Origin of the sequence: Arthrobacter yangruifuii (assembly GCF_009192775.1) — a bacterium.
Lineage (GTDB): Bacteria > Actinomycetota > Actinomycetes > Actinomycetales > Micrococcaceae > Arthrobacter_B > Arthrobacter_B yangruifuii.
Genome location: NZ_VTFX01000005.1, coordinates 249,562 through 267,615, shown reverse-complemented (window position 1 = coordinate 267,615; position 18,054 = coordinate 249,562). Strand labels below are relative to the sequence as shown.

Sequence of the window (18,054 nt, the reverse complement as noted above, 5' to 3'; positions counted from 1 at the left end):
ATGCGTCATTTCTCCTATCTCAGCGCGCCCGAAACCGACCGCCTGTTCCATCTGGCGCCCCAGGAGCTGAGCCTCGATTCCGATGCCTCGCTGCTGGCCGCCGCGCTCGGCGCCACGCTCTACTGCCCCGCCACCAGGCCGGACCTGGTGAAGGACATCCGCAAGCAGGCGGCCCGCGGTGCCGTGAGCATGGTCATCTGCCTGGAGGATTCCATTGCCGATGCGGACGTTCCCGCCGCGGAGACCAACCTGGTGGCAGCCCTCGCAGAGCTGCACGCGTCCCGGAATTCCGCGTCCGGCACTCCCACGTCCGGCACTCCCCCGGAGCTGATGCTCTTCGTCCGTGTCCGCACCCCCGAGCAGCTCCTGAGCCTGGCCGAGCGGTGCGGAAGGAGCCTGGATGTCCTCACCGGGTTTGTGATTCCCAAGTTCGAAAACGTGACCGGCGCCGCCCAGCGCTTCCTCGATGCCCTGCACACCGTCAATGACGCCCGCCGGGCCGCGGCTCCCGGTGCCCGCCCGCTGCGCGTCATGCCGATCCTCGAATCCCCGTTGATGATCCACGCCGAGACACGCACCTCCACCCTCACGGGCATCTTCGCCGTGCTGGAGGCTAACCGGCCGGACATCCTGGCCGTGCGGATCGGTGCCACGGACATGTCCAGCGCCTACGGGCTCCGCCGTTCCCGGGACCTCACCATTTATGACGTCAAGGTGGTCTCGGCGGTGATCGGGGACATCGTCAACCGGCTCGGCAGGCCGGACGGCTTCGTTATCAGCGGCCCGGTCTGGGAACACTACAGCTCCGGTGAACGGCTGCTGCGCCCGATGCTGCGCTCCTCCCCCTTCGCGGAAGCCGACGAGCTGGGGCTGCGCCAGCGGTTGCTGACCGCCAACCTGGACGGATTGATCCGCGAGATTGAACTGGACCAGGCCAACGGGCTGCTCGGCAAAACCGTCATCCATCCCTCCCACGTTCCCCTGGTCCACGCCATGTCCGTGATCAGCCATGAGGCGTACCTGGATGCCCTGCACATTTCCGGTGCCTCCGGGGGCGGCGCCGCGGCGTCGCCGTACCGCAACAAGATGAACGAAATGAAACCGCATCAGGCGTGGGCAGCTTCCACCCTCGTCCGGGCCGCCGCCTTCGGCGTCGCGGCCCCCGACATCACCTATGTAGATCTTCTGGAAGCGAGCATGAATTGAAGCACCACCCCTGGACCGGCGGCTTTGTGAACGAGGCGCTGGGGGTGCGGATCACCTCTGATTCCGCTGCCCTCCTGCCGGTGGAGGATCTGGTGGGGCTGGCGCTGCGCCGCAATCCGCGCCGCGCGCACCTGCTTGTGTCCCGGGTGCTGGCCAAGCACGTACCCACCGAACCGGCGCTGGTCCTGGCTGCCGGGGAGCTGCTCGGCGCCCTGGCCGGAGCGGCGCTCGGCAGCGCGGTGGAGGAAGCCGTGCTGCGCGGAGTCGCCGGGGAGCTCGCGGCCGTCCTCGAAGGTTCGGCTGAGTCCGGAGACGGCACCGGAACGAACGGTACTGGACGGCACTCGGCCCCGCGGTCGCCGCGTGCCCGGCTGCAGTATGCCCGGGAACAGCTCTGGGAGCTGCCGATTTCCCACCCCGATGTGATCACCATCGGCTACGCGGAGACCGCCACCGGGCTGGGCCGGCTGGTCGCCGACATGCTGGGCTCCTATTACATCCATTCCACCCGGCACGCTCCGGCAGGCGCGGTGGCGTACGGCGCCTTCGAGGAGGCGCACTCGCATGCCGCCTCGCACCGCCTGCTGCCCGTGGACCCGTCGGTCCTGAATACCCCGGCACCGGTGGTGCTGGTGGATGACGAGCTGAGCACCGGAGCCACCGTCATCAACACCATCACCGAACTGCATGCCGCCGCAGCGCATCCGCTCTATGTGGTGGCGTCCCTGATCGATCTCCGGTCCGACGCGGACCGTGCCCGCTTCGACGCCCTCGCCGAAGAGCTGGGCTGCAGCATCCGCGTGGTTGCGCTGGGAACGGGCAGCATCGAACTCGGGGAGGACATCCTGTCCCGTGCGCAACAGTTGATCAGCCGGCTTTCCGGTTCCCCTGCCGCGGCCGGGGCTGACGCCGCCAAGCCCGGGACTGCCGGCGCTGACGCCGGACTGCCCGCCGCGGCTGACGTTGAGCCGACTTCCGGTATCGAAGCGTCCGCCGCCGCTGCTCCCGAGCCCGGCACCGTGACCGTGCTGGATTACTCCGGCGCCGCCCCCGGTCTGCGCAGCGACCGCTTCGGCAACCGTGCCGGGATCTCCTCGGAATATCTGGGCACCCTGCCGGATGCCCTGCCCGGCGCTGTCTCCGCCGAGAGCCTGGCACTCGTTGCCACCCGGATCTCCGCCGCCCTGCCCGCTTCCGCGGGACCGGTGCTGGTGCTGGGCTGCGAGGAATTCATCCATGTACCCCTGACCATTGCCAATGCCCTGGCCGAAGCGCTGCCCGGCACCCCCGTCCGGTTCTCCACCACCACCCGGTCCCCCATTGTGCCGATCGACCGGCCGGACTACGCCATTGCCAACGCCGTGGACTTCGCCAGCCACGACGTCACCGAGGACGGCCCCGGCCCCCGGCACGCCTACAACGTGGGGCCCCGCCGGGCCGCCGGCGGCCCGGACGCGGAGACCGGCTTCGGCAGCATTGTCCTGCTGCCCGAACCCGGCACCGACCCGGCGTCCATCACCGGTCCGGGGAGCGTGACCGAGGCGCTGCGCGCAGTGACCGCCGCCGTCGTCGTTGTGCTGCTGGCCGCCGAGGTTCCTGCCGCCGAAGCGTGGGACGCACCGGTCCAGACGCCTGCCGCCGTGCCGCTGACCGGGCCGGAGTTCGGGTCCTATGCATCCGAGGACGTGACCTGGCTGCTGAAGGACCTGCGCGACGCACAGCTGGAGGCCCCGACGGCCGAGCGCGAAGCAGCCATCCAGTCCGGCGGGGCGAACTACGCCGAGTCCCTGCCCATGGAATACCTGCCCTCGGCGCAGTACCAGGACCTGTACGAGGAGGCGCTGCGCCGGTCCGCACCGCGCGTCGCATCCGCCGTCGGCACGGTCACCGAGCTGGCGCTGGCTGCCAGGAACCGCGAGCCGGTACTGGTGTCCCTCGCCCGGGCCGGAACCCCGATCGGCATCCTCATGCGCCGCTGGGCGCAGCGGATGCACGGGCTGGACCTGCCGCACTACACCATGAGCATTGTGCGCGGCGTCGGCATGGATGAAACCGCCCTGCGCTACCTGGCGCGCACCTACTCCCCCGAGCGGATCCTGTTCGTGGACGGGTGGACCGGCAAGGGCGCCATCACCCGTGAGCTGACCGCGGCGCTGGATCGGTTCGAAGCGACCGACGGCGTGCGGTTCTCGGCCGACCTGGCGGTGCTGGCCGATCCCGGCCATTCCGTGGAGCTGTTCGGCACCCGCGAGGATTACCTGATTCCCTCCGCCTGCCTGAACTCGACCGTCTCCGGGCTGGTGTCCCGCACCGTGTTCAACAAGGACCTGATTGCGCCGCACGATTTCCACGGCGCGAAGTTCTACGCCCACCTTGCCGGCGCCGATGTGTCCCGCGACTTCCTGACCGCCATCGAGCAGCACTTCGAGGAGGTCCGGCCCGAGGCGGAGGCCGCCGCGGTGAAGCTGGCGGCCGCGGACCGGACCCCCACCTGGGTGGGCTGGCAGGCAGTGGAGCGGCTCAGCGAGGAATACGGCATTCATAACGTGAACCTGGTAAAGCCCGGCGTCGGCGAGACCACGCGCGTACTGCTGCGCCGGGTGCCGTGGAAGGTGCTGGTGCATCCCGGGGCGCTGGAGGACGTGGCGCACGTGCTGCTGCTCGCCGAGCAGCGCGGCGTGCCGGTGGAGGAAGTGCCGGAGCTGCCGTTCAGCTGCGTGGGCCTGATCCATCCGCGGTTCACCGCCGGGGCCGTGGGCGCCGACGGGCGGGCCGTTGCTGCCGCCGGTGCTGGTGCATCTGCGGGTGCCGCTGCCGGTGCCGCTTCGGGGGCGGACGCGTGAAGACCCTGCTCGCGTCCGATCTGGACCGCACCCTGATCTACTCCGCCAACGCACTGTTCCTGGACACCGAGGACGCCCTGGCTCCGGCGATGGTGGTCGCCGAGGTCTACGAGGGCAAACCGCTGTCCTTCATGACCCGCGCCGCCGAGCAGCTGCTGGTCTCGGCCGCCGAAGAGTCCGTGTTTGTCCCGGTCACCACGCGGACCGTCGCACAGTACCGGCGGATCCAGCTGCCCGGGCCGGCCCCGGAGTATGCGGTCACCACCAACGGCGGCGTCATTCTGCATCACGGACAGACCGACGCGGACTGGCAGGACGCGGTCCGCGGCCTCGTCACGTCCGGATGTGCTCCGCTTGCCGAGATCGAGGCTTACCTTGGCCGTCCTGAATTCCATGAATGGATTCTGAAGCTTCGTTCCGCCGAGGATCTGTTCGCCTACGCGATTGTGGACCGGGATGCGCTCCCCGGCGAGTTTCTGCTGGCTCTGGAGGACTGGTGCGATGCGCGCGGCTGGACCGTGTCGCTGCAGGGCCGCAAGCTCTACTGCGTGCCGACGCCGGTCACCAAGCAGCAGGCCGTCGCCGAGGTGGCCCGCCGCACCGGTGCCGAGCAGGTCATCGCCGCCGGGGATTCGCTGCTGGACCGGCCGATGCTGGAGGGCGCCGACGTCGCGTTCCGCCCCGCGCACGGCGAACTGGACGACGCCGGCTACGTCGACGCCCACCTGCAGGTCACCGAAGCCCGGGGTGTGCTGGCTGGGGAAGAAATCCTGCGGCGGATGCTGGGCCTGGTACGGGCCTAGATTACCGGCCTAGATGTTGAAGAGCGGCGGTGCCGGGACGGGTCCGGTGACAGGCCTGTCGTTGCCGATCGCCCCTGCCGCGTAGCTGAGCAGTTCCTCCAGCCGCCGGTTGAACGTCTTCGGCACGCCGAAGGACTTGCCGCTGCCGAGGCGGAAGCCGTACGTGTCGCGCGCGTGGACCGCTATCCCGGTCCCGCTGCCGGATCCGGACGCCGTAAAGGTCAGAGCCAGCGGCATATTGGCGCGGCCTTCAGCCGTCATATTGCCCATCGTCCGGTACACGGAGTTTGAACCGAAACGAACCTCCACCGAGGTCTTTTCCCGCCGGACGTCCTCTCCGTGGGATGCAAAAGCCGCGGCCAGCGCGTCCAGGACCTCCTGCGGCGGCCGGCGCGACGTCCACTGCTCTTTCTTCTCCACAATCGGTTTAGTGCTGAACAACCCCATGATGATTCCCCCTGTCGAAGAAGACTGGTTTACCCGAGGTCTGGTTCACCCAAGGTCTGCGCCGCGAAAGGCCTCTGCGTACAGGGCGGCCTGCGCGTCGCCGAGCTTTCCGGATACTCGAAGCAGCACCGTTCCCTGCAGGTACTGATATTCGGCATTGAAGGCAGGCCCCAGGGCAATGTCCTCGGCCAGCGTCTGCAGGCGGGCCTGGGCTTCCGCTTCGCTCGCGAAGACTTCCACAACAGCCCCGCGCACGATGCTCTGCTCCTCGGGGACGGTAGCCGCGGCGTCGGTGATCCACGCCGCCGATATGTACTTTCCCGGCTGGCCGAGGGACCCGGTGGAATCGTTGGCTTCAGTCACCTCGGTGACCAAGGTGATGCTCGGGACCGCCGCCTGCAGCTGCTCGGCTACCCTGAGCGCGGTGACCGGCTCGGGGGCCGGAGACGGCATGGCGGAGGGCGGCGTTGCAGGGGCCGGGGCCTGGGTGGTCGTCGAGGTGGCGGCCGACGACGTCGGGCTGGCTGCGGCCGACGACGACGCGCTGGAAGAAGTGGGTGCGGAAACGGGTTCCTTGGCTGCGTCGGCGGCGGATGAGCAGCCTGCTAGTCCGAGCGAACCAACCAGCAGCAGCCCGGTGATGCTTGCCTTTTGCATTTTGTGTTTCCCCATATCCAGCTATCCAGAGACCTACTTGCGAACCGACTTGTGTGCCACAGCCTACTCCGCAGACTTACGGTTTCCGGCGCCGGACCCCTAGCCCGCCGTGCGCTCCGCCTCGCTGCGCAGGATGCAGAACTCGTTGCCCTCCGGGTCGGCCAGGACCACCCAGCCGGTTCCGTCCGGGTTCCGCCGGTCATCCACTTCCGTGGCACCTAGTTCCAGCAGCCGCTGCAGCTCCCGGTCACGTCCGCCGGCGTCGGCGGGCTGCAGGTCCAGGTGCAGCCGGTTCTTGACCTGCTTGGCGTCCGGCACGCGGATAAACAGCAGCCGCTGGGCGCCGTCGGGTGAGAAGATCATGCACTCGTCGTCGTCGGGCCGGTTGGGATCCCCGGGGTCCTCGGAGAAGCCGAGCACCCGAGCCCAGAATCTCGACTGGGCATAGGCGTCGAGGCTGTCGAACGTCGTGTGGGAGATCAGTACAGTCATGGCCTGAATGCTAGGCCGGGCTTCCCGAAGGCTGAACTTTACACGCCGGTATGTTCATTTCTCATTATTTTCGTGGCGAGCACCGAGTCGACCCCTTACCCCGCCTGTGGCCGGCTTCTCCGTTCCGTCGGCCTGCTCGTCTAACCATTCGCTCCTCCACATAACCGGCTTCCTTGCGGCCGAAGTCCAGGCCTGGGTCTCACCCACTCGGCCCGACCGGAATTCGTCAATACCCTGCCCCCCCTGTTTAACGACATTCCACCGCTCCCTTTGACCGTTCTTATCCGACTGTCGCCACTAGGATGTGGAAGACCAAACGAATAGGCGGACGGACACACTGCATGCGATACAAGGATGAAGACCAAATCAAGCAAGCCCTGGGGATTGATTCATGGAGGAACCTCTCCAAAGACAAGATGATCAGGTTCGCGGCGATGATGCCCGATATGGACACTGAGGTGGCTCTTCAGATCGTCAAGCAGTTTCCCCACTTTAAAGAATTCGCAATGAGCGCGGTGGATGCGATGGAGCAGGCTCACCAGTCCACGCTCAAAGCCAATAAGCACAGCCAAAAACGGGTCCATCAGGCTTTCCAGCAGATTAGGGAGGCCCTAATAGTTCAGCTAGAACAAGAGGGTCTGAGCTGGGAGGAAAAGAAATATCTCATCGAAAAGATTATGGAAACCGGAAACCTGCAGTTTCAAAAAGACACCGAGAATAAAGAGTTCCTGGATGGACTCTTCAAGAAAGTGCTGTTCGGAGCAGGCGCGGCGCTGGCACTGGGCGTAGCGTTTGTCGGCGGCAGGGTAATGATAGAGGGCAACGACAACCCGGAGAGCGACCAGACTATTCCGAGGGCTGACGGCCAGTAAGAGCGCAGACCCCGGACGAAGAGGTTCACCCGTAGGCTCAGGGCGAGCGTCACGTGCAGCAGATGCGTCATCGCCGATAGGGTGGCCCTATGAGCGATTCGGTCGAGATTCCCCGAGACTTTCTGGAGCCGGATGAGCGCCGGCGCCAGATCAACGCCGCGGTGGATTCCATCCTGAAGAACGATTCAGAGCTACTCGCCCGGCTCACGGACGCCTAGCCAACCTAACTACACCCGCTCCAGCAGCATCGACACACCCTGGCCGAGCCCCACGCACATGGTCACCAGGGCCTTCGACGCACCCTCGCGCTCCATCCGGTTCAGCATCGTCACCGTGAGCCGCGACCCGGAGGATCCCAGTGCATGCCCCAGAGCGATCGCCCCGCCGTCGCGGTTCACTATCGCCTCGTCCAGGTTCAGGGCCCGCATGCACGCCAGGGACTGGGCGGCAAAGGCCTCGTTCAGCTCCACCGCGTCGAGGTCGCCGAGCGACCAGCCGGCCCGGTCCAGCACCTTCTGCGTCGCCGGCACCGGGCCGATGCCCATCACCGCCGGCGCCACCCCGGCGGACGCGCCGTCGACAATCCGGGCCCGTGCGGTCAGCCCCAGCCGGCGGACGGCATCGGCACTGGCGACGACGACGGCGGACGCGCCGTCGTTCAGGGAGCTCGAGTTCCCGGCGGTCACCACGCCGTCCGGCCGGACGATGGGCCGCAGCTTCGCCAGGGCCTCGAGGCTGGTCTCCCGGCGCGGACCCTCATCCGTCTTCACTACGCCCTTCGTGGTTTCGACCGGCACAATTTCGTCGGCGAAGCGCCCCTCGTCAATGGCGGCGAGCGCGCGCTGATGCGAGCGCAGCGCAAAGGCGTCGGAATCCACGCGGGAAATACCGTCGCGGGTAGCCAGCTCCTCGGCGGTTTCCGGCATGGAGGAGGTGGTGCCAGGCAGGTCGTAGAACTTCGGGTTGGTGAACCTGGCGCCGATCGCCGAATCCGCCAGCTCGCCCGGCTTGGCGAAGGCCTTTTCCGGCTTGGCCAGCACCCACGGCGCCCGGGACATGGACTCCACTCCCCCGGCCACCACAAGGTCCGCCGCCCCGGACCGAATCATCTGCGCGGCCAGGATGATCGCACTGAGGCCGGAGGCGCACAGCCGGTTCACGGTCATGGCCGGCACCGTGACCGGGAAGCCGGCAATCAGGGTCGCCATCCGCGCCACGTTCCGGTTGTCCTCCCCGGCCTGGTTCGTGCAGCCCAGCAGCACCTCGTCGACGTCGGTGCGGGGCACCCCGGCCCGGGCCACGGCCTCGGCCAGCACCAGGGCCGCGAGATCATCGGGGCGGACGCCGGACAGGGCCCCGCCGTAGCGGCCTACGGGGGTGCGGACGCCGGACACCAGATACGCCTCAGTCATGCTGGCCATAGTACTGCGCCCGGAAATAGTACTGTGACATGGATAACAGGCGCCGATCCTCCGGTCGGCACCATCCGTTTAGTTCCGGCCGCCCCGCCGCGGCCGCAGGAGGAACCCCATGAGCATGCCCGCCACACCGGACCTGGACACCCTGCGGACGGCGTCGGACGTCCTCGGCCTGGACGGCCTGCTCACCGAGGACGAGCTGGCCCTGCGCGCCACGGTCCGGGCCTTCGTGGACGAACGCATCCGCCCGAACATCAAGGACTGGTACGAGGACGCGGTCTTCCCGGTCGAGATTGTCCGGGAGCTGGGCAGCCTCGGGCTGCTCGGCATGCATCTGGAGGGGTACGGCTGCCCGGGACGCTCCGCCGTCGAATACGGGATCGCTGCGATGGAACTGGAGGCCGGCGACTCGGGCCTGCGCACCTTCGTGTCCGTGCAGGGATCGCTGGCCATGACGGCCATCCACCGGTGGGGTTCCGAGGAGCAGAAAAACCGGTACCTGCCGGGGATGGCGCGCGGCGAGCTGATCGGCTGTTTCGGGCTCACCGAACCCACCGCCGGGTCCGATCCGTCCGCCATGAGCACGTTCGCGGAGCACGACGGCGAGGGCTGGGTGCTGCGCGGAGCCAAACGGTGGATCGGCCTGGCCTCCATTGCCGACGTCGCCGTGATCTGGGCGCAGACCGCCGACGGCGTCCGCGGCTTCCTTGTGCCCACGGACACCCCGGGCTTCTCCGCCGTACCGATTGAACCGAAGCTGTCCATGCGCGCCTCCATCCAGTGCGACGTGTCCCTAGCGGACGTGCGGCTGCCGGACTCGGCGCTGCTGCCCGGGGCGAAAGGGCTGCGGGGGCCGTTCTCCTGCCTGAACGAGGCCCGTTACGGGATTCTCTGGGGCTCGATGGGTGCAGCCCGGGACAGCTACGAGGCGGCGCTGACGTATTCGCTGGAGCGGCTGCAGTTCGACAAGCCGCTGGCCGCCTACCAGATCACCCAGGAGAAGCTGGTGAACATGCAGCTGGAAATCTCCAAGGGCGTGCTGCTGGCCATCCACACCGGCCGGCTCAAGGATGCCGGCACGCTGGAACCGGTGCAGATTTCCGTGGGCAAGCTGAACAACGTGCGTGAAGCCCTCGCGATCTGCCGGGAGGCCCGGTCCATTCTGGGCGGCAACGGCATCACCCTGGACTATTCGCCGCTGCGGCACGCCAACAACCTGGAATCGGTGCGGACCTACGAGGGCACCGACGAGGTGCACACCCTGATCCTGGGCCAGCACATCACGGGGATTTCCGCGTTCCGGTAAGAGGCGGCGACGGGGGTTTCGGGACAGGGTTTCGGGACGAGGTTTCCGGCCGGGGGCTTCCGGACGCGGGTTACCGCACGGGTTTTACCGGGCCTGAAGCGCCCGGTCTGCGAGGATGGGCGTCACGCCGGGGACGGCTGCCGGCAGCGCGGACGACGGCGGCGGGGTCGTCCGGGACGGGGACGGCGGCCCGGGCTGCACCGGGAATTCGGGCGGAAGGACCGGAAGGTCGGGATCCGGGGCAACCGGTCCCCGCGGATCCGGCTGGCCCGGAGGCGTCGGGGGAACCACGGGAGGAAACGTCGGGTCCGGGGACGGCGGCTGAGTCGGCCCCGGCGTCGGGGTCGGTGCCGGTGGCTGGATCGGCGGCTGGATCGGCGGTTCCGTGGGAGGGTCCGTTGGAGGCTGCGTGGGCGGTTTCGTGGGGTCCCCGGCAGGCGGCCCGGCTGGCGGGTCCACCGGTGCCGGTACCGCCGGCGCCGGGCTCGAAGGATCGGGCTGATTCGGCGGCTGGGCCGGCTGGTTCGGCGGCTGGGCCGGTCGGCCGCCGTCGTCCGCGCGGGCCCGCTCCTCCGCCTGGCGCGCCCTGGCCTCCTCGGCCTGGCGGTCTGCTTCGGCCTGCTGCACGGCCGCGGCCCGTTCCTCCGCCAACTGCTCTGCGTTGCTGCGCTCCAGCCAGACGAGCTCTCCGGACCGGTTGGTTGTGCAGCGGTATTCGACCTGTGCCTGCACGCGGGTGTCTCCGGGGGTTGCGCAGGCCTTATTGGCAATCGCGGCACCGAAAGCAGAGGCTCCGGCCACAGCTCCGAGCAAAGCGCTGGAATTCGACCCGTCGGCAGAACCCTCCGCCGGTTCGGCCCGGTCCGGTGCGGGCAGGTTGGGCACGGAGCCGAGCGTTGACGGTGTCGTCGGCGGGGCAAACAGGTCAGGCCGCGGGCGGAGGCCTTCGGCGTCGGCCTTCATCGCGTCCGCCACTGGCTTCGGCGTGGCGACCACTCCCGCCACCGCACCGACCACAAGCACCACCCCGCCGAGAGTCAGCGCGAATTTCCGCTGTTCCAGGGTGTAGAGGTTGGCCCAGCTGCGGCGCCGGAATCCCAGCGCGTAGATTGCGGTGAGGATCAGCAGCACTCCGGCCCCCAGCAGCCACAGAAGCACGCCGAAGCTGCCCGGCAGGGTCGCGACCCAGAGCAGGACGGCTGCCGGCACCAGCACCGCCCATGCCGACGCAGGAGTCCGGGGGCGGGGACGTCGCTGCGGCGCGGACGCATCGGAGGAAACAGCTGCCGGTGATGATTCGTACGCCATAATGCCTCAGCGGGGTGGTGCCGGGCCGGCGCCTTCGGTCCGCGGGACCTTCGCCGGCTTTGGTGCGGCAACAGCGGGCTCCTGGTTGCCGGAGCCGTTAACGAATGTTGCCCTTGGCTCCACGCTAGGCGGGTCCAGGGGCAACATCTAGGGCTTCAGCAAACTGACCGGATTACTCGCAGCCAACACCGTCGCCGTCGCGGTCCAGGTGCGTGCCGTAGCCGGGCCCTCCGGCGTAGACCGGGGCGGCACCTGCCGCCCGGGCAGCCGAGCAGTTCGGGTAGTAGGCGGCGGCGGGCGGTGCAGCCGGTGCAACGGGGGCAGGAACCACCGGGGCGGGAGGGGGCACTGCCTGCTGGCGTTGCTGTTCCTCCGCCTGCCGCTGCGCTTCCTCTGCTGCTGCCTGCTCGTCGGCCAGCCGCTGCGCCTCTGCTGCTGCTTCGTCGTCAATACGCTGTTGCTCAGCTGCGGCTTCGTCTGCGGCCTTCTTGTCCGCGGCTTCCTTCTCCGCGGCTTCCTTCTCTTCCGCTTCCTGGCGTTCGGCAACGAGTTTGTTGGAGCTGTCCTGATCCATCCAGACGAGCCGGCCGTTGTCGTTTTCCGTGCAGACGTAGACCACGGTCTGGGACGTGGGCGTGGCGGATGGTGACGCCGTGTTGGTGGACGTGGGCGTGGCGGATGGTGACGCCGTGTTGGTGGACGGGGACGACGACGGCGATGCGGACGTGGTCGTCGCGGACGGGGACGCTGAGGCTGACGCTGACGCTGAGCTCGATGACGAGGCGGTGGGAGTGGGGCTGGCGGTTCCGGCCTGTTTCTGCGTCTGGGTGGCACCCGCCGTCTTGCAGGCCTTGTTGGCAATCTGCGTGGGGGTGGGGGTGGGCGTGGGCGTCGGGGATGCCGTCGTCTTCGTCGGCGACGGAGTGGAGGTTGCGGCAGGTTCTGCCTGGTCACCGCCGCAGCCGGACAGAACGACGACGGTGCTCAGCGCAACAGCACCGAGGGTAAGCGCCCGGGAGCGGGCGGAAGGAGCGGTGCCGCGGGTCAGCGTTGACGCGGTGCGGCGGGTGGGCAAAACAGGCATAGGTCCCCCATGGACAAAAAAGACGAATATGGATGCGAATGCATCGACCCAAAGGCTACCGCACTTCCTTAGGTTCTGTTGTACGCGGATTTCCTCTACCCGGCGGGCTATGTGCTTTCTCCTCCGGCAGGCGGGATTGCTTATCCTGCAACCCCTAGTCGGCTCAGACTTTCGCCGCTGTTTATCAGGCAAATTGAGTTGATAGATAACCGTCAACTACTGTCCATAAAGACGGGTGCGCCAGTTCGACTATCAGCCGCGGGATTTTCCTTACGAGAGAACGGTAATGGACACAGAGGACATGGAAAGCATTGAACGAATCCCCGGCCCCGATGCCTTTGCCGGAGCCACGCCATTGCACGTGGCCAGCCAAGCCAGCCAGCTACTTTGTATTGCCAGGGCTTTGCGCCCGAAAGATTCAGACCAAGACCGTCTCGCTGATCAAAATGATCTGGAGGACCTGCACGACCTGGGAGAAGACGCCTGGGACCTCGGGGCGCCCCTGCCTCGCCGCGCCGGGCCAACGAGCTTGGGACTTCCTCTCAAGACACTGTTCTATTTGGCGCTAACGCCGAAGACCCAGCGCTACCCGCACAGTGAAGCGTTGGAGGGATTAGAGGGCTACGCCTACGAGATAATCACCGTGGATACCGTCGAAGATTCCAGCCTTCTCGGGAGAATACGGCGGCTCTATGAGAACATCCAGAATTTCCGGTCCGCTCGGTCCGCGTTCGCCCTTCTGTATCTGTGCACACGGAGCCCGCACGAGCTAGTACGAGCGGCGTCAGTCTCAGCGTTGTACGTCCTTCACGAAAGGAGCCGCGCTGAACTTCTACCCCTGGTCAGGGAGGCAGCAGCTTCGGGCAACCCCGAGGTGGCTCAGTTGGCAGCTGCAGCGGAATGGGCTGAAAATGAAGAACACTCTAAGTCAGACTCCCCTTCGACCCCCATCGAAGGCTCGGAAGGTCATGGCCATAGCCAGAACCTGGGAGCCGATGAGGGGCAAAAGGCTGCTGACCGCACTGCCGATCTTTCGGATCCCGGGTACCTGTCGGAGAGCGTCAGCCTTGCCATCCACGGGACCTACGCCCGCATTAAAGAGAAGGACAAAAAATGGTTCGAGCCGGACGCTAAGCTTCCGACCAGGATCAGCACCTCGTGCAGCCCTGACCTCTATAGGGAGTCAGACTATTTCCGGTGGTCTGCCGTGTTCAGCGAGCCAGACCGTGCGTTCGCAGCCTTGCAGTTGGTCGAATGGTGCAAGCGGAAAGGCATCAGCTCGCTGGACACTGTTTATGCGCATAGCCACGGCGGGAACGTCATCTTGAATGCCATCCTGAAAGAAGGCATAAAAGTAAACCTGTTAGTTCTCCTCCATGTGCCCGTGCTCCGCCGGACGAAGGACGAGTGGGCACTCATCGAAGAGAGGGTTGGCTGGATCCTGGATCTACGCACCCGTCACGATCTCGTGGTCCGCATGGACAGCATAAAGAACCGCAGCAAGAACGGGTTTGGCACAAACCTGAACTGCATAACACAACCTCAAGGCCCGCCGTACGGCAAGTGGACATTCAGCCACGGATATTTCGTCGACGACGACACATGGCAGGCGATCAACCTGCCAAATGACGTGACATACGAGCGCTCCCAAATTGCATCCAATAGGTTGAACAAGCAGCTGCCCCCGTTCACGCCTTGGTGACCCCGCCGATTCGTCACAAGGTTCATCCGGTGTCCACACTGGTGGAAACTCCAGCTCCTCTGGCCGAACCGGATTGCGGGCAAGTAGCCTTCCTGTACGTCTGGAGGGGAAGCCGCGATGGACTGGATCTGGAACGTTCTCTGGCCGGTCCTCGGGGTCCTGGCGGGATTCGCTGCCGGCTGGGGAACCAAGCGCAGCCTAAACCGGCGGGAGGAGTCCCGGGCGCTCAATGAACTGATCACGTACCTGCACCAGAAACGCACGCTGGCCCCGATCGACCCGCAGCCGTCAGCGGCCGGGCCCATGGAAGCCCGGCACCGGTCCGCCGTGCTGGATCTGCGGGAGAACCTGATGGAGACACTCGCCCGCCTCACGCCCGGCTCCTCCGCCACTGCGGTGCTGATGCGGATGTCCGCCGCCGGCAACCGCTACCTGCGCGATGCCGCCGAGGATCCGGAGCGATACCAGTTCGCCCTGATGGAACTGCGGCAGAACCTGGACGAGGACCTGCGGATCCTCACCGACGGCCGCCGCGACGTCCGGTACCTCAGCCCGGGTGAGGCGCCGGAACGCCGGCCGGGGGGACGGGGACGTACCCCGCCGTCGTCGTCCGGTGGAACTACCCGCCCGAAACGGACGCCTGGAGTCCGTCAATAACGAACCCCGCCGTGGCCCGCCCGGTGGCGGCAGCCGCTTCCGGAGATTCACCGCGCAGCAGCATGCCCAGGACGCCGGTGAAGATCAGCAACAGGTGGGCTGCCAGCGCCTCGGCCTCGTCTCCGACAACGGGCACCGAGAGTTCCCGGAAGCGGTCCGTGAGCAGCTGAGTATCCTGCGACAGGGTCTCCGCAAGCTGCTGGCCCGGATCGACGGTTTCCGCGGCGACGCCGAGCGCGGCACACCAGCGGGCGGCGGACGCACCCGAGCGGTAACTGGTGAGGGCCGGAAACACCGCCAGGAGCCGGTCCCGGTCCGTGGCGGCGGCGGCGATTTCCCGCTGCCAGGCCGCATCCCAGTTCTCCAGCCGGCGGCGCAGCGCCTCCGCGATCAAACCTTCCTTGTTGCCGAAGTGCGCGTACAGCGTCGCCGGGGCAACGTTGGCGCGCTGCAGGATCCGGTCCACCGGCGTCGCCGCGACGCCCTGCGTGAAGGCGAGTTCCTCGGCGGCGTCGAGCAGCCGGTTCCGTGCACTGGGTTGTCCAACCATGCGCCCAGCATATAACGTACGTTTCAATGAAACGACCGTTACAGCCTTCTGCTCCGACCGCCGGCCCGCTCTTCGCGGTCGCCGCGGTGACCCTCATCGCCGCGACCTACGGCCTGGCCCGGCTGGGCTACGGCCTGTTCCTGCCCGCCTTCTCCGCCTCCTTTGAGCTGACTCCGGCCGTCGGCGGACTGCTCTCCTCCGGCGCCTCGGTGATCTACTGCGTCTCGGCCGGGCTGGGCTTTGTCTATGCGCCGCGGCGTCCGCGGCTGATGACGATTCTGGCCGGCACGACGGCGGCACTGGGCTCCGCGGGGATCGCGGCAGCCCCGTCGACGGGGTTCTTTGCCGCAGCCGTACTGCTGGCCGGAATGGGCGCAGGCTTCGCCTCCCCCGCCCTGGTGGAACTGGTCCAGCGCAACACGAAGCCCATCCACGCGGCGAAACGGCAGTCGGTGGTGAATTCCGGGACCGGGTTCGGGGTGGTCGCGGCCGGGCTGCTCGCCTTGATGCTGGGGTCCTCGTGGCGGCTGGCGTGGGCGTTGATTGCCGTCATCGCGGTGGCGGGAATGCTTGGGGTGCTGCGGGCGGATGTTTCGCGGCGTCACAGCACCAAAGGCGCGGACGACGACGCCGGGCGCCGGGAACGCAGCGGAAGCCGGCAGCGGGGGTTGGGCCTGGGCGAGCTGAAATGGCCGCTCACCGCGGCCTTCCTCTACGGCGTTGGCTGCGCCGCGGTCTGGGTGTACGGCCGCACCCTGCTCGAGGATCAGGGCGGCATGCCGGTAGCCCTTTCGGCCGGGGCATGGATCGCCCTGGGTGCCGGCGGCGCCGCCGCCGTGCTGACGGCCCCGTGGCTGGCCCGACACTCGGTCCGCTTCACGTGGCCCGTCACGGTGCTGGCCACCGCCGCCGCGACCGCGGCGATGGTCCTGGCGCCGGGGAGTACGGCCCTCGCCTTTGCTGCCGCAGCGCTGTTCGGACTGGCCTACACCGCCGCGACGTCGGTCCTCATCATCTGGGCCACCGCCACGGCGAGCAGCAGTGCCGCCGGCACCTCGGCCTTGTTCATCAGCCTCATTCTGGGGCAGGCCGCCGGGGCAGCCCTGACCGGTGCCCTCATCGAAGCGTCCGGCTTCGGGCTCGCCTTTGCCGTTGCCGCAGCCGCGTGCGGAGTCAGTGCCGCCGGGGTCATTGCCCGTATCAAACCCCGCAACACGGAAGATGAACTTCGACCTTCGCGGGCCACGCCCTGATCGGAGGTTGCCGCCAGGGGTGCTGTCTCAGCCCCGGAACCCGCGGGGTCACGCGCTGCGGATATGCTCCGGACGCAGCTCGGCCACGCTCGTCACGCCGAGCAGCTGCATCACCGTCGTCATTTCGGTGCGCAGCAGCTCCAGGGCGCGCTCGGCACCCTGCCGTCCGCCAGCCATCAACCCGTACAGGTAGGCCCGGCCGATCAGGGTGAAGTCCGCGCCGGCGGCAATCGCGGCCACGATGTCGCCGCCGGACATGATGCCCGAGTCCAGGATGATCTCGGCGTTGGGTCCGACGGCGGCGCGGATGGCGGGCAGGATCCGCAGCGGCACCGGTGCCCGGTCCAGCTGCCGGCCGCCGTGGTTGGAGACCACTATGGCGTCGGCGCCGCGGGCGAAGACCTCGACGGCGTCGGCCGGGGTCTGGATGCCCTTGACGATCAGCTTCCCGGGCCAGGTCTCGCGCAGCCAGCCCAGATCCTCCATGTTCAGCGAGGGCTCGAACATGGTGTTCACGGTTTCGGCCAGGGACACCCGCTCCCCCTCGAAGTTCGCGAAGCCCAGCGGCTTGGTGGTCAGGAAGTTGAACCACCATTCGGGCCGGTAGGAGGCGTCCAGGATGGTCTTGGGCGTCAGGGTGGGCGGCATGGTCATCCCATTGCGGGTGTCGCGCAGCCGGGCACCGGCCACCGGGGTGTCCACGGTGACGATCAGCGCGCCGTAGCCGGCGGCGGCCGCCCGATGCACCAGCTCCCGCGACCTGCCCCGGTCCTTCCAGAGGTAGAGCTGGAACCACTTGGCGGCGTCGGGCGCTTCGGCAGCGAGCTCCTCGATGGAGGCGGTGCCCATGGTCGAGAGCGCAAACGGAATCCCGAACGCAGCAGCGGCCTGGGCTCCGGCGATTTCCCCTTCGGCATGCATCAGCCGGGTCAGGCCGGTAGGGCCGATTCCCACGGGCATGGCCGCCAGGGTGCCGGCGATCGTGGTACCCAGGTCCACGGTGGTGACGTCGCGCAGCACGTGCGGAACGAATTCGACGTCGTTGAACGCGGCCCGGTTGCGGTGCAGGGTCTGCTCCCCGAAGGAGCCGCCGTCCACGTAGTCGAACGCCGCCGTCGGAATCCGCCGCTTGGCGATGTCCCGCAGTTCCCAGACGTTGGTGGCCCTCGCCAGCCGCGCCCGGCGGCGGTCCAAGTCAAAGGCCTGGAACTGGACGAGGTCGCGGAGTTCTGAGTACTGCGGAAGACGGCGTTTCATGGCTGCTTTCTGGCTCGGCGTGGGGCCCAGTCTAGGACGGCGGGTCAGTCATTCCGCAGGTTTTGACCGATCATTACGCGTCCCTCCCTTTCGCCTGCCGCCCCGGCAATCTGCAGCTCGAAGCCGGCATTTGCCATTGATTGCTTTGAGGAATAAAAGACATTGGTAATAAGTATTGGATATTTATAATCCGATTTGG

Annotated in this window: 17 protein-coding genes; 9 read left to right on the top strand and 8 right to left on the bottom strand. The window is 67.4% G+C overall.

Features of this window, described 5'->3' with window-relative positions:
- The 3 genes from GD627_RS12130 to GD627_RS12120 are packed head-to-tail and all read left to right on the top strand — an operon-like array spanning position 1 to position 4,852.
- On the top strand, positions 1 to 1,206 hold the full coding sequence (locus tag GD627_RS12130) for an HpcH/HpaI aldolase/citrate lyase family protein (protein ID WP_152272723.1): 1,206 nt from the start codon (positions 1 to 3) through the stop codon (positions 1,204 to 1,206).
- The gene (locus GD627_RS12125; RefSeq protein WP_194266044.1) at positions 1,203 to 4,049 is read left to right on the top strand and encodes a phosphoribosyltransferase domain-containing protein; all 2,847 of its coding nucleotides are present in this window, start codon (positions 1,203 to 1,205) and stop codon (positions 4,047 to 4,049) included. Before GD627_RS12130 ends, GD627_RS12125 begins: the two co-directional genes overlap by 4 nt.
- Positions 4,046 to 4,852 (top strand): HAD family hydrolase, encoded by an 807-nt coding sequence (locus GD627_RS12120; RefSeq protein ID WP_152272721.1) that lies wholly within the window; start codon positions 4,046 to 4,048, stop codon positions 4,850 to 4,852. Before GD627_RS12125 ends, GD627_RS12120 begins: the two co-directional genes overlap by 4 nt.
- A 9-nt stretch (positions 4,853 to 4,861) precedes the next feature.
- Here the strand turns inward: GD627_RS12120 and GD627_RS16500 are convergent, their stop codons facing one another.
- The 3 genes from GD627_RS16500 to GD627_RS12105 all read right to left on the bottom strand — a co-directional run bounded on the left by GD627_RS16500 (position 4,862) and on the right by GD627_RS12105 (position 6,448).
- Positions 4,862 to 5,293: a hypothetical protein gene (locus tag GD627_RS16500; RefSeq protein ID WP_153297129.1), complete on the bottom strand. Its 432-nt coding sequence runs from the start codon at positions 5,291 to 5,293 to the stop codon at positions 4,862 to 4,864.
- 51 nt (positions 5,294 to 5,344) lie between these two features.
- Complete coding sequence (locus GD627_RS16495; RefSeq protein WP_153297128.1) at positions 5,345 to 5,956, bottom strand: hypothetical protein; 612 nt, start codon at positions 5,954 to 5,956, stop codon at positions 5,345 to 5,347.
- Between the two features lie 99 nt (positions 5,957 to 6,055).
- A complete protein-coding gene (locus GD627_RS12105) occupies positions 6,056 to 6,448 on the bottom strand; it encodes a VOC family protein (protein WP_152272718.1) in 393 nt (130 codons plus the stop codon).
- A 341-nt stretch (positions 6,449 to 6,789) separates the two neighbouring features.
- On the opposite strand from GD627_RS12105, the gene GD627_RS12100 reads away from it, so the two are divergent.
- Together GD627_RS12100 and GD627_RS16955 are read left to right on the top strand one after the other, a co-directional pair.
- Positions 6,790 to 7,320: a hypothetical protein gene (locus GD627_RS12100; protein WP_146362731.1), complete on the top strand. Its 531-nt coding sequence runs from the start codon at positions 6,790 to 6,792 to the stop codon at positions 7,318 to 7,320.
- A gap of 89 nt (positions 7,321 to 7,409) precedes the next feature.
- Complete coding sequence (locus tag GD627_RS16955) at positions 7,410 to 7,538, top strand: hypothetical protein (protein WP_281349995.1); 129 nt, start codon at positions 7,410 to 7,412, stop codon at positions 7,536 to 7,538.
- 9 nt (positions 7,539 to 7,547) lie between these two features.
- Here GD627_RS16955 and GD627_RS12095 read toward each other — a convergent pair whose 3' ends face one another.
- Positions 7,548 to 8,732, bottom strand: coding sequence for a thiolase family protein (locus GD627_RS12095; RefSeq protein ID WP_152272717.1), 1,185 nt, complete (start codon positions 8,730 to 8,732; stop codon positions 7,548 to 7,550).
- Between the two features lie 124 nt (positions 8,733 to 8,856).
- On the opposite strand from GD627_RS12095, the gene GD627_RS12090 reads away from it, so the two are divergent.
- Positions 8,857 to 10,044, top strand: coding sequence for an acyl-CoA dehydrogenase family protein (locus tag GD627_RS12090; protein WP_194266062.1), 1,188 nt, complete (start codon positions 8,857 to 8,859; stop codon positions 10,042 to 10,044).
- 84 nt (positions 10,045 to 10,128) lie between these two features.
- On the opposite strand, the gene GD627_RS12085 is transcribed toward GD627_RS12090, so the two are convergent.
- Together GD627_RS12085 and GD627_RS16855 are read right to left on the bottom strand one after the other, a co-directional pair.
- Positions 10,129 to 11,352 carry a hypothetical protein gene (locus tag GD627_RS12085; RefSeq protein ID WP_152272715.1) on the bottom strand — a complete coding sequence of 408 codons (1,224 nt, stop codon included), beginning with the start codon at positions 11,350 to 11,352 and terminating at the stop codon, positions 10,129 to 10,131.
- A 172-nt stretch (positions 11,353 to 11,524) separates the two neighbouring features.
- On the bottom strand, positions 11,525 to 12,436 hold the full coding sequence (locus GD627_RS16855; RefSeq protein ID WP_246165475.1) for an excalibur calcium-binding domain-containing protein: 912 nt from the start codon (positions 12,434 to 12,436) through the stop codon (positions 11,525 to 11,527).
- Positions 12,437 to 12,737: 301 nt separating this feature from the next.
- Here GD627_RS16855 and GD627_RS12075 point away from each other — a divergent pair, with 301 nt between their 5' ends.
- Entirely contained in the window at positions 12,738 to 14,138 is a 1,401-nt protein-coding gene (locus GD627_RS12075) for a hypothetical protein (RefSeq protein WP_152272714.1), read from the top strand.
- A gap of 117 nt (positions 14,139 to 14,255) precedes the next feature.
- Complete coding sequence (locus tag GD627_RS12070; protein WP_152272713.1) at positions 14,256 to 14,795, top strand: hypothetical protein; 540 nt, start codon at positions 14,256 to 14,258, stop codon at positions 14,793 to 14,795.
- Here the strand turns inward: GD627_RS12070 and GD627_RS12065 are convergent.
- Complete coding sequence (locus tag GD627_RS12065) at positions 14,758 to 15,345, bottom strand: TetR/AcrR family transcriptional regulator (RefSeq protein ID WP_152272712.1); 588 nt, start codon at positions 15,343 to 15,345, stop codon at positions 14,758 to 14,760. The two genes, GD627_RS12070 and GD627_RS12065, sit on opposite strands and share 38 nt — an antisense overlap.
- A 26-nt stretch (positions 15,346 to 15,371) precedes the next feature.
- Here GD627_RS12065 and GD627_RS12060 point away from each other — a divergent pair, with 26 nt between their 5' ends.
- Positions 15,372 to 16,598 (top strand): MFS transporter, encoded by a 1,227-nt coding sequence (locus GD627_RS12060; protein WP_152272711.1) that lies wholly within the window; start codon positions 15,372 to 15,374, stop codon positions 16,596 to 16,598.
- A gap of 48 nt (positions 16,599 to 16,646) precedes the next feature.
- Here the strand turns inward: GD627_RS12060 and GD627_RS12055 are convergent, their stop codons facing one another.
- The gene (locus GD627_RS12055; protein WP_152272710.1) at positions 16,647 to 17,855 is read right to left on the bottom strand and encodes an alpha-hydroxy acid oxidase; all 1,209 of its coding nucleotides are present in this window, start codon (positions 17,853 to 17,855) and stop codon (positions 16,647 to 16,649) included.
- Between the last annotated feature and the right edge of the window lie 199 nt (positions 17,856 to 18,054).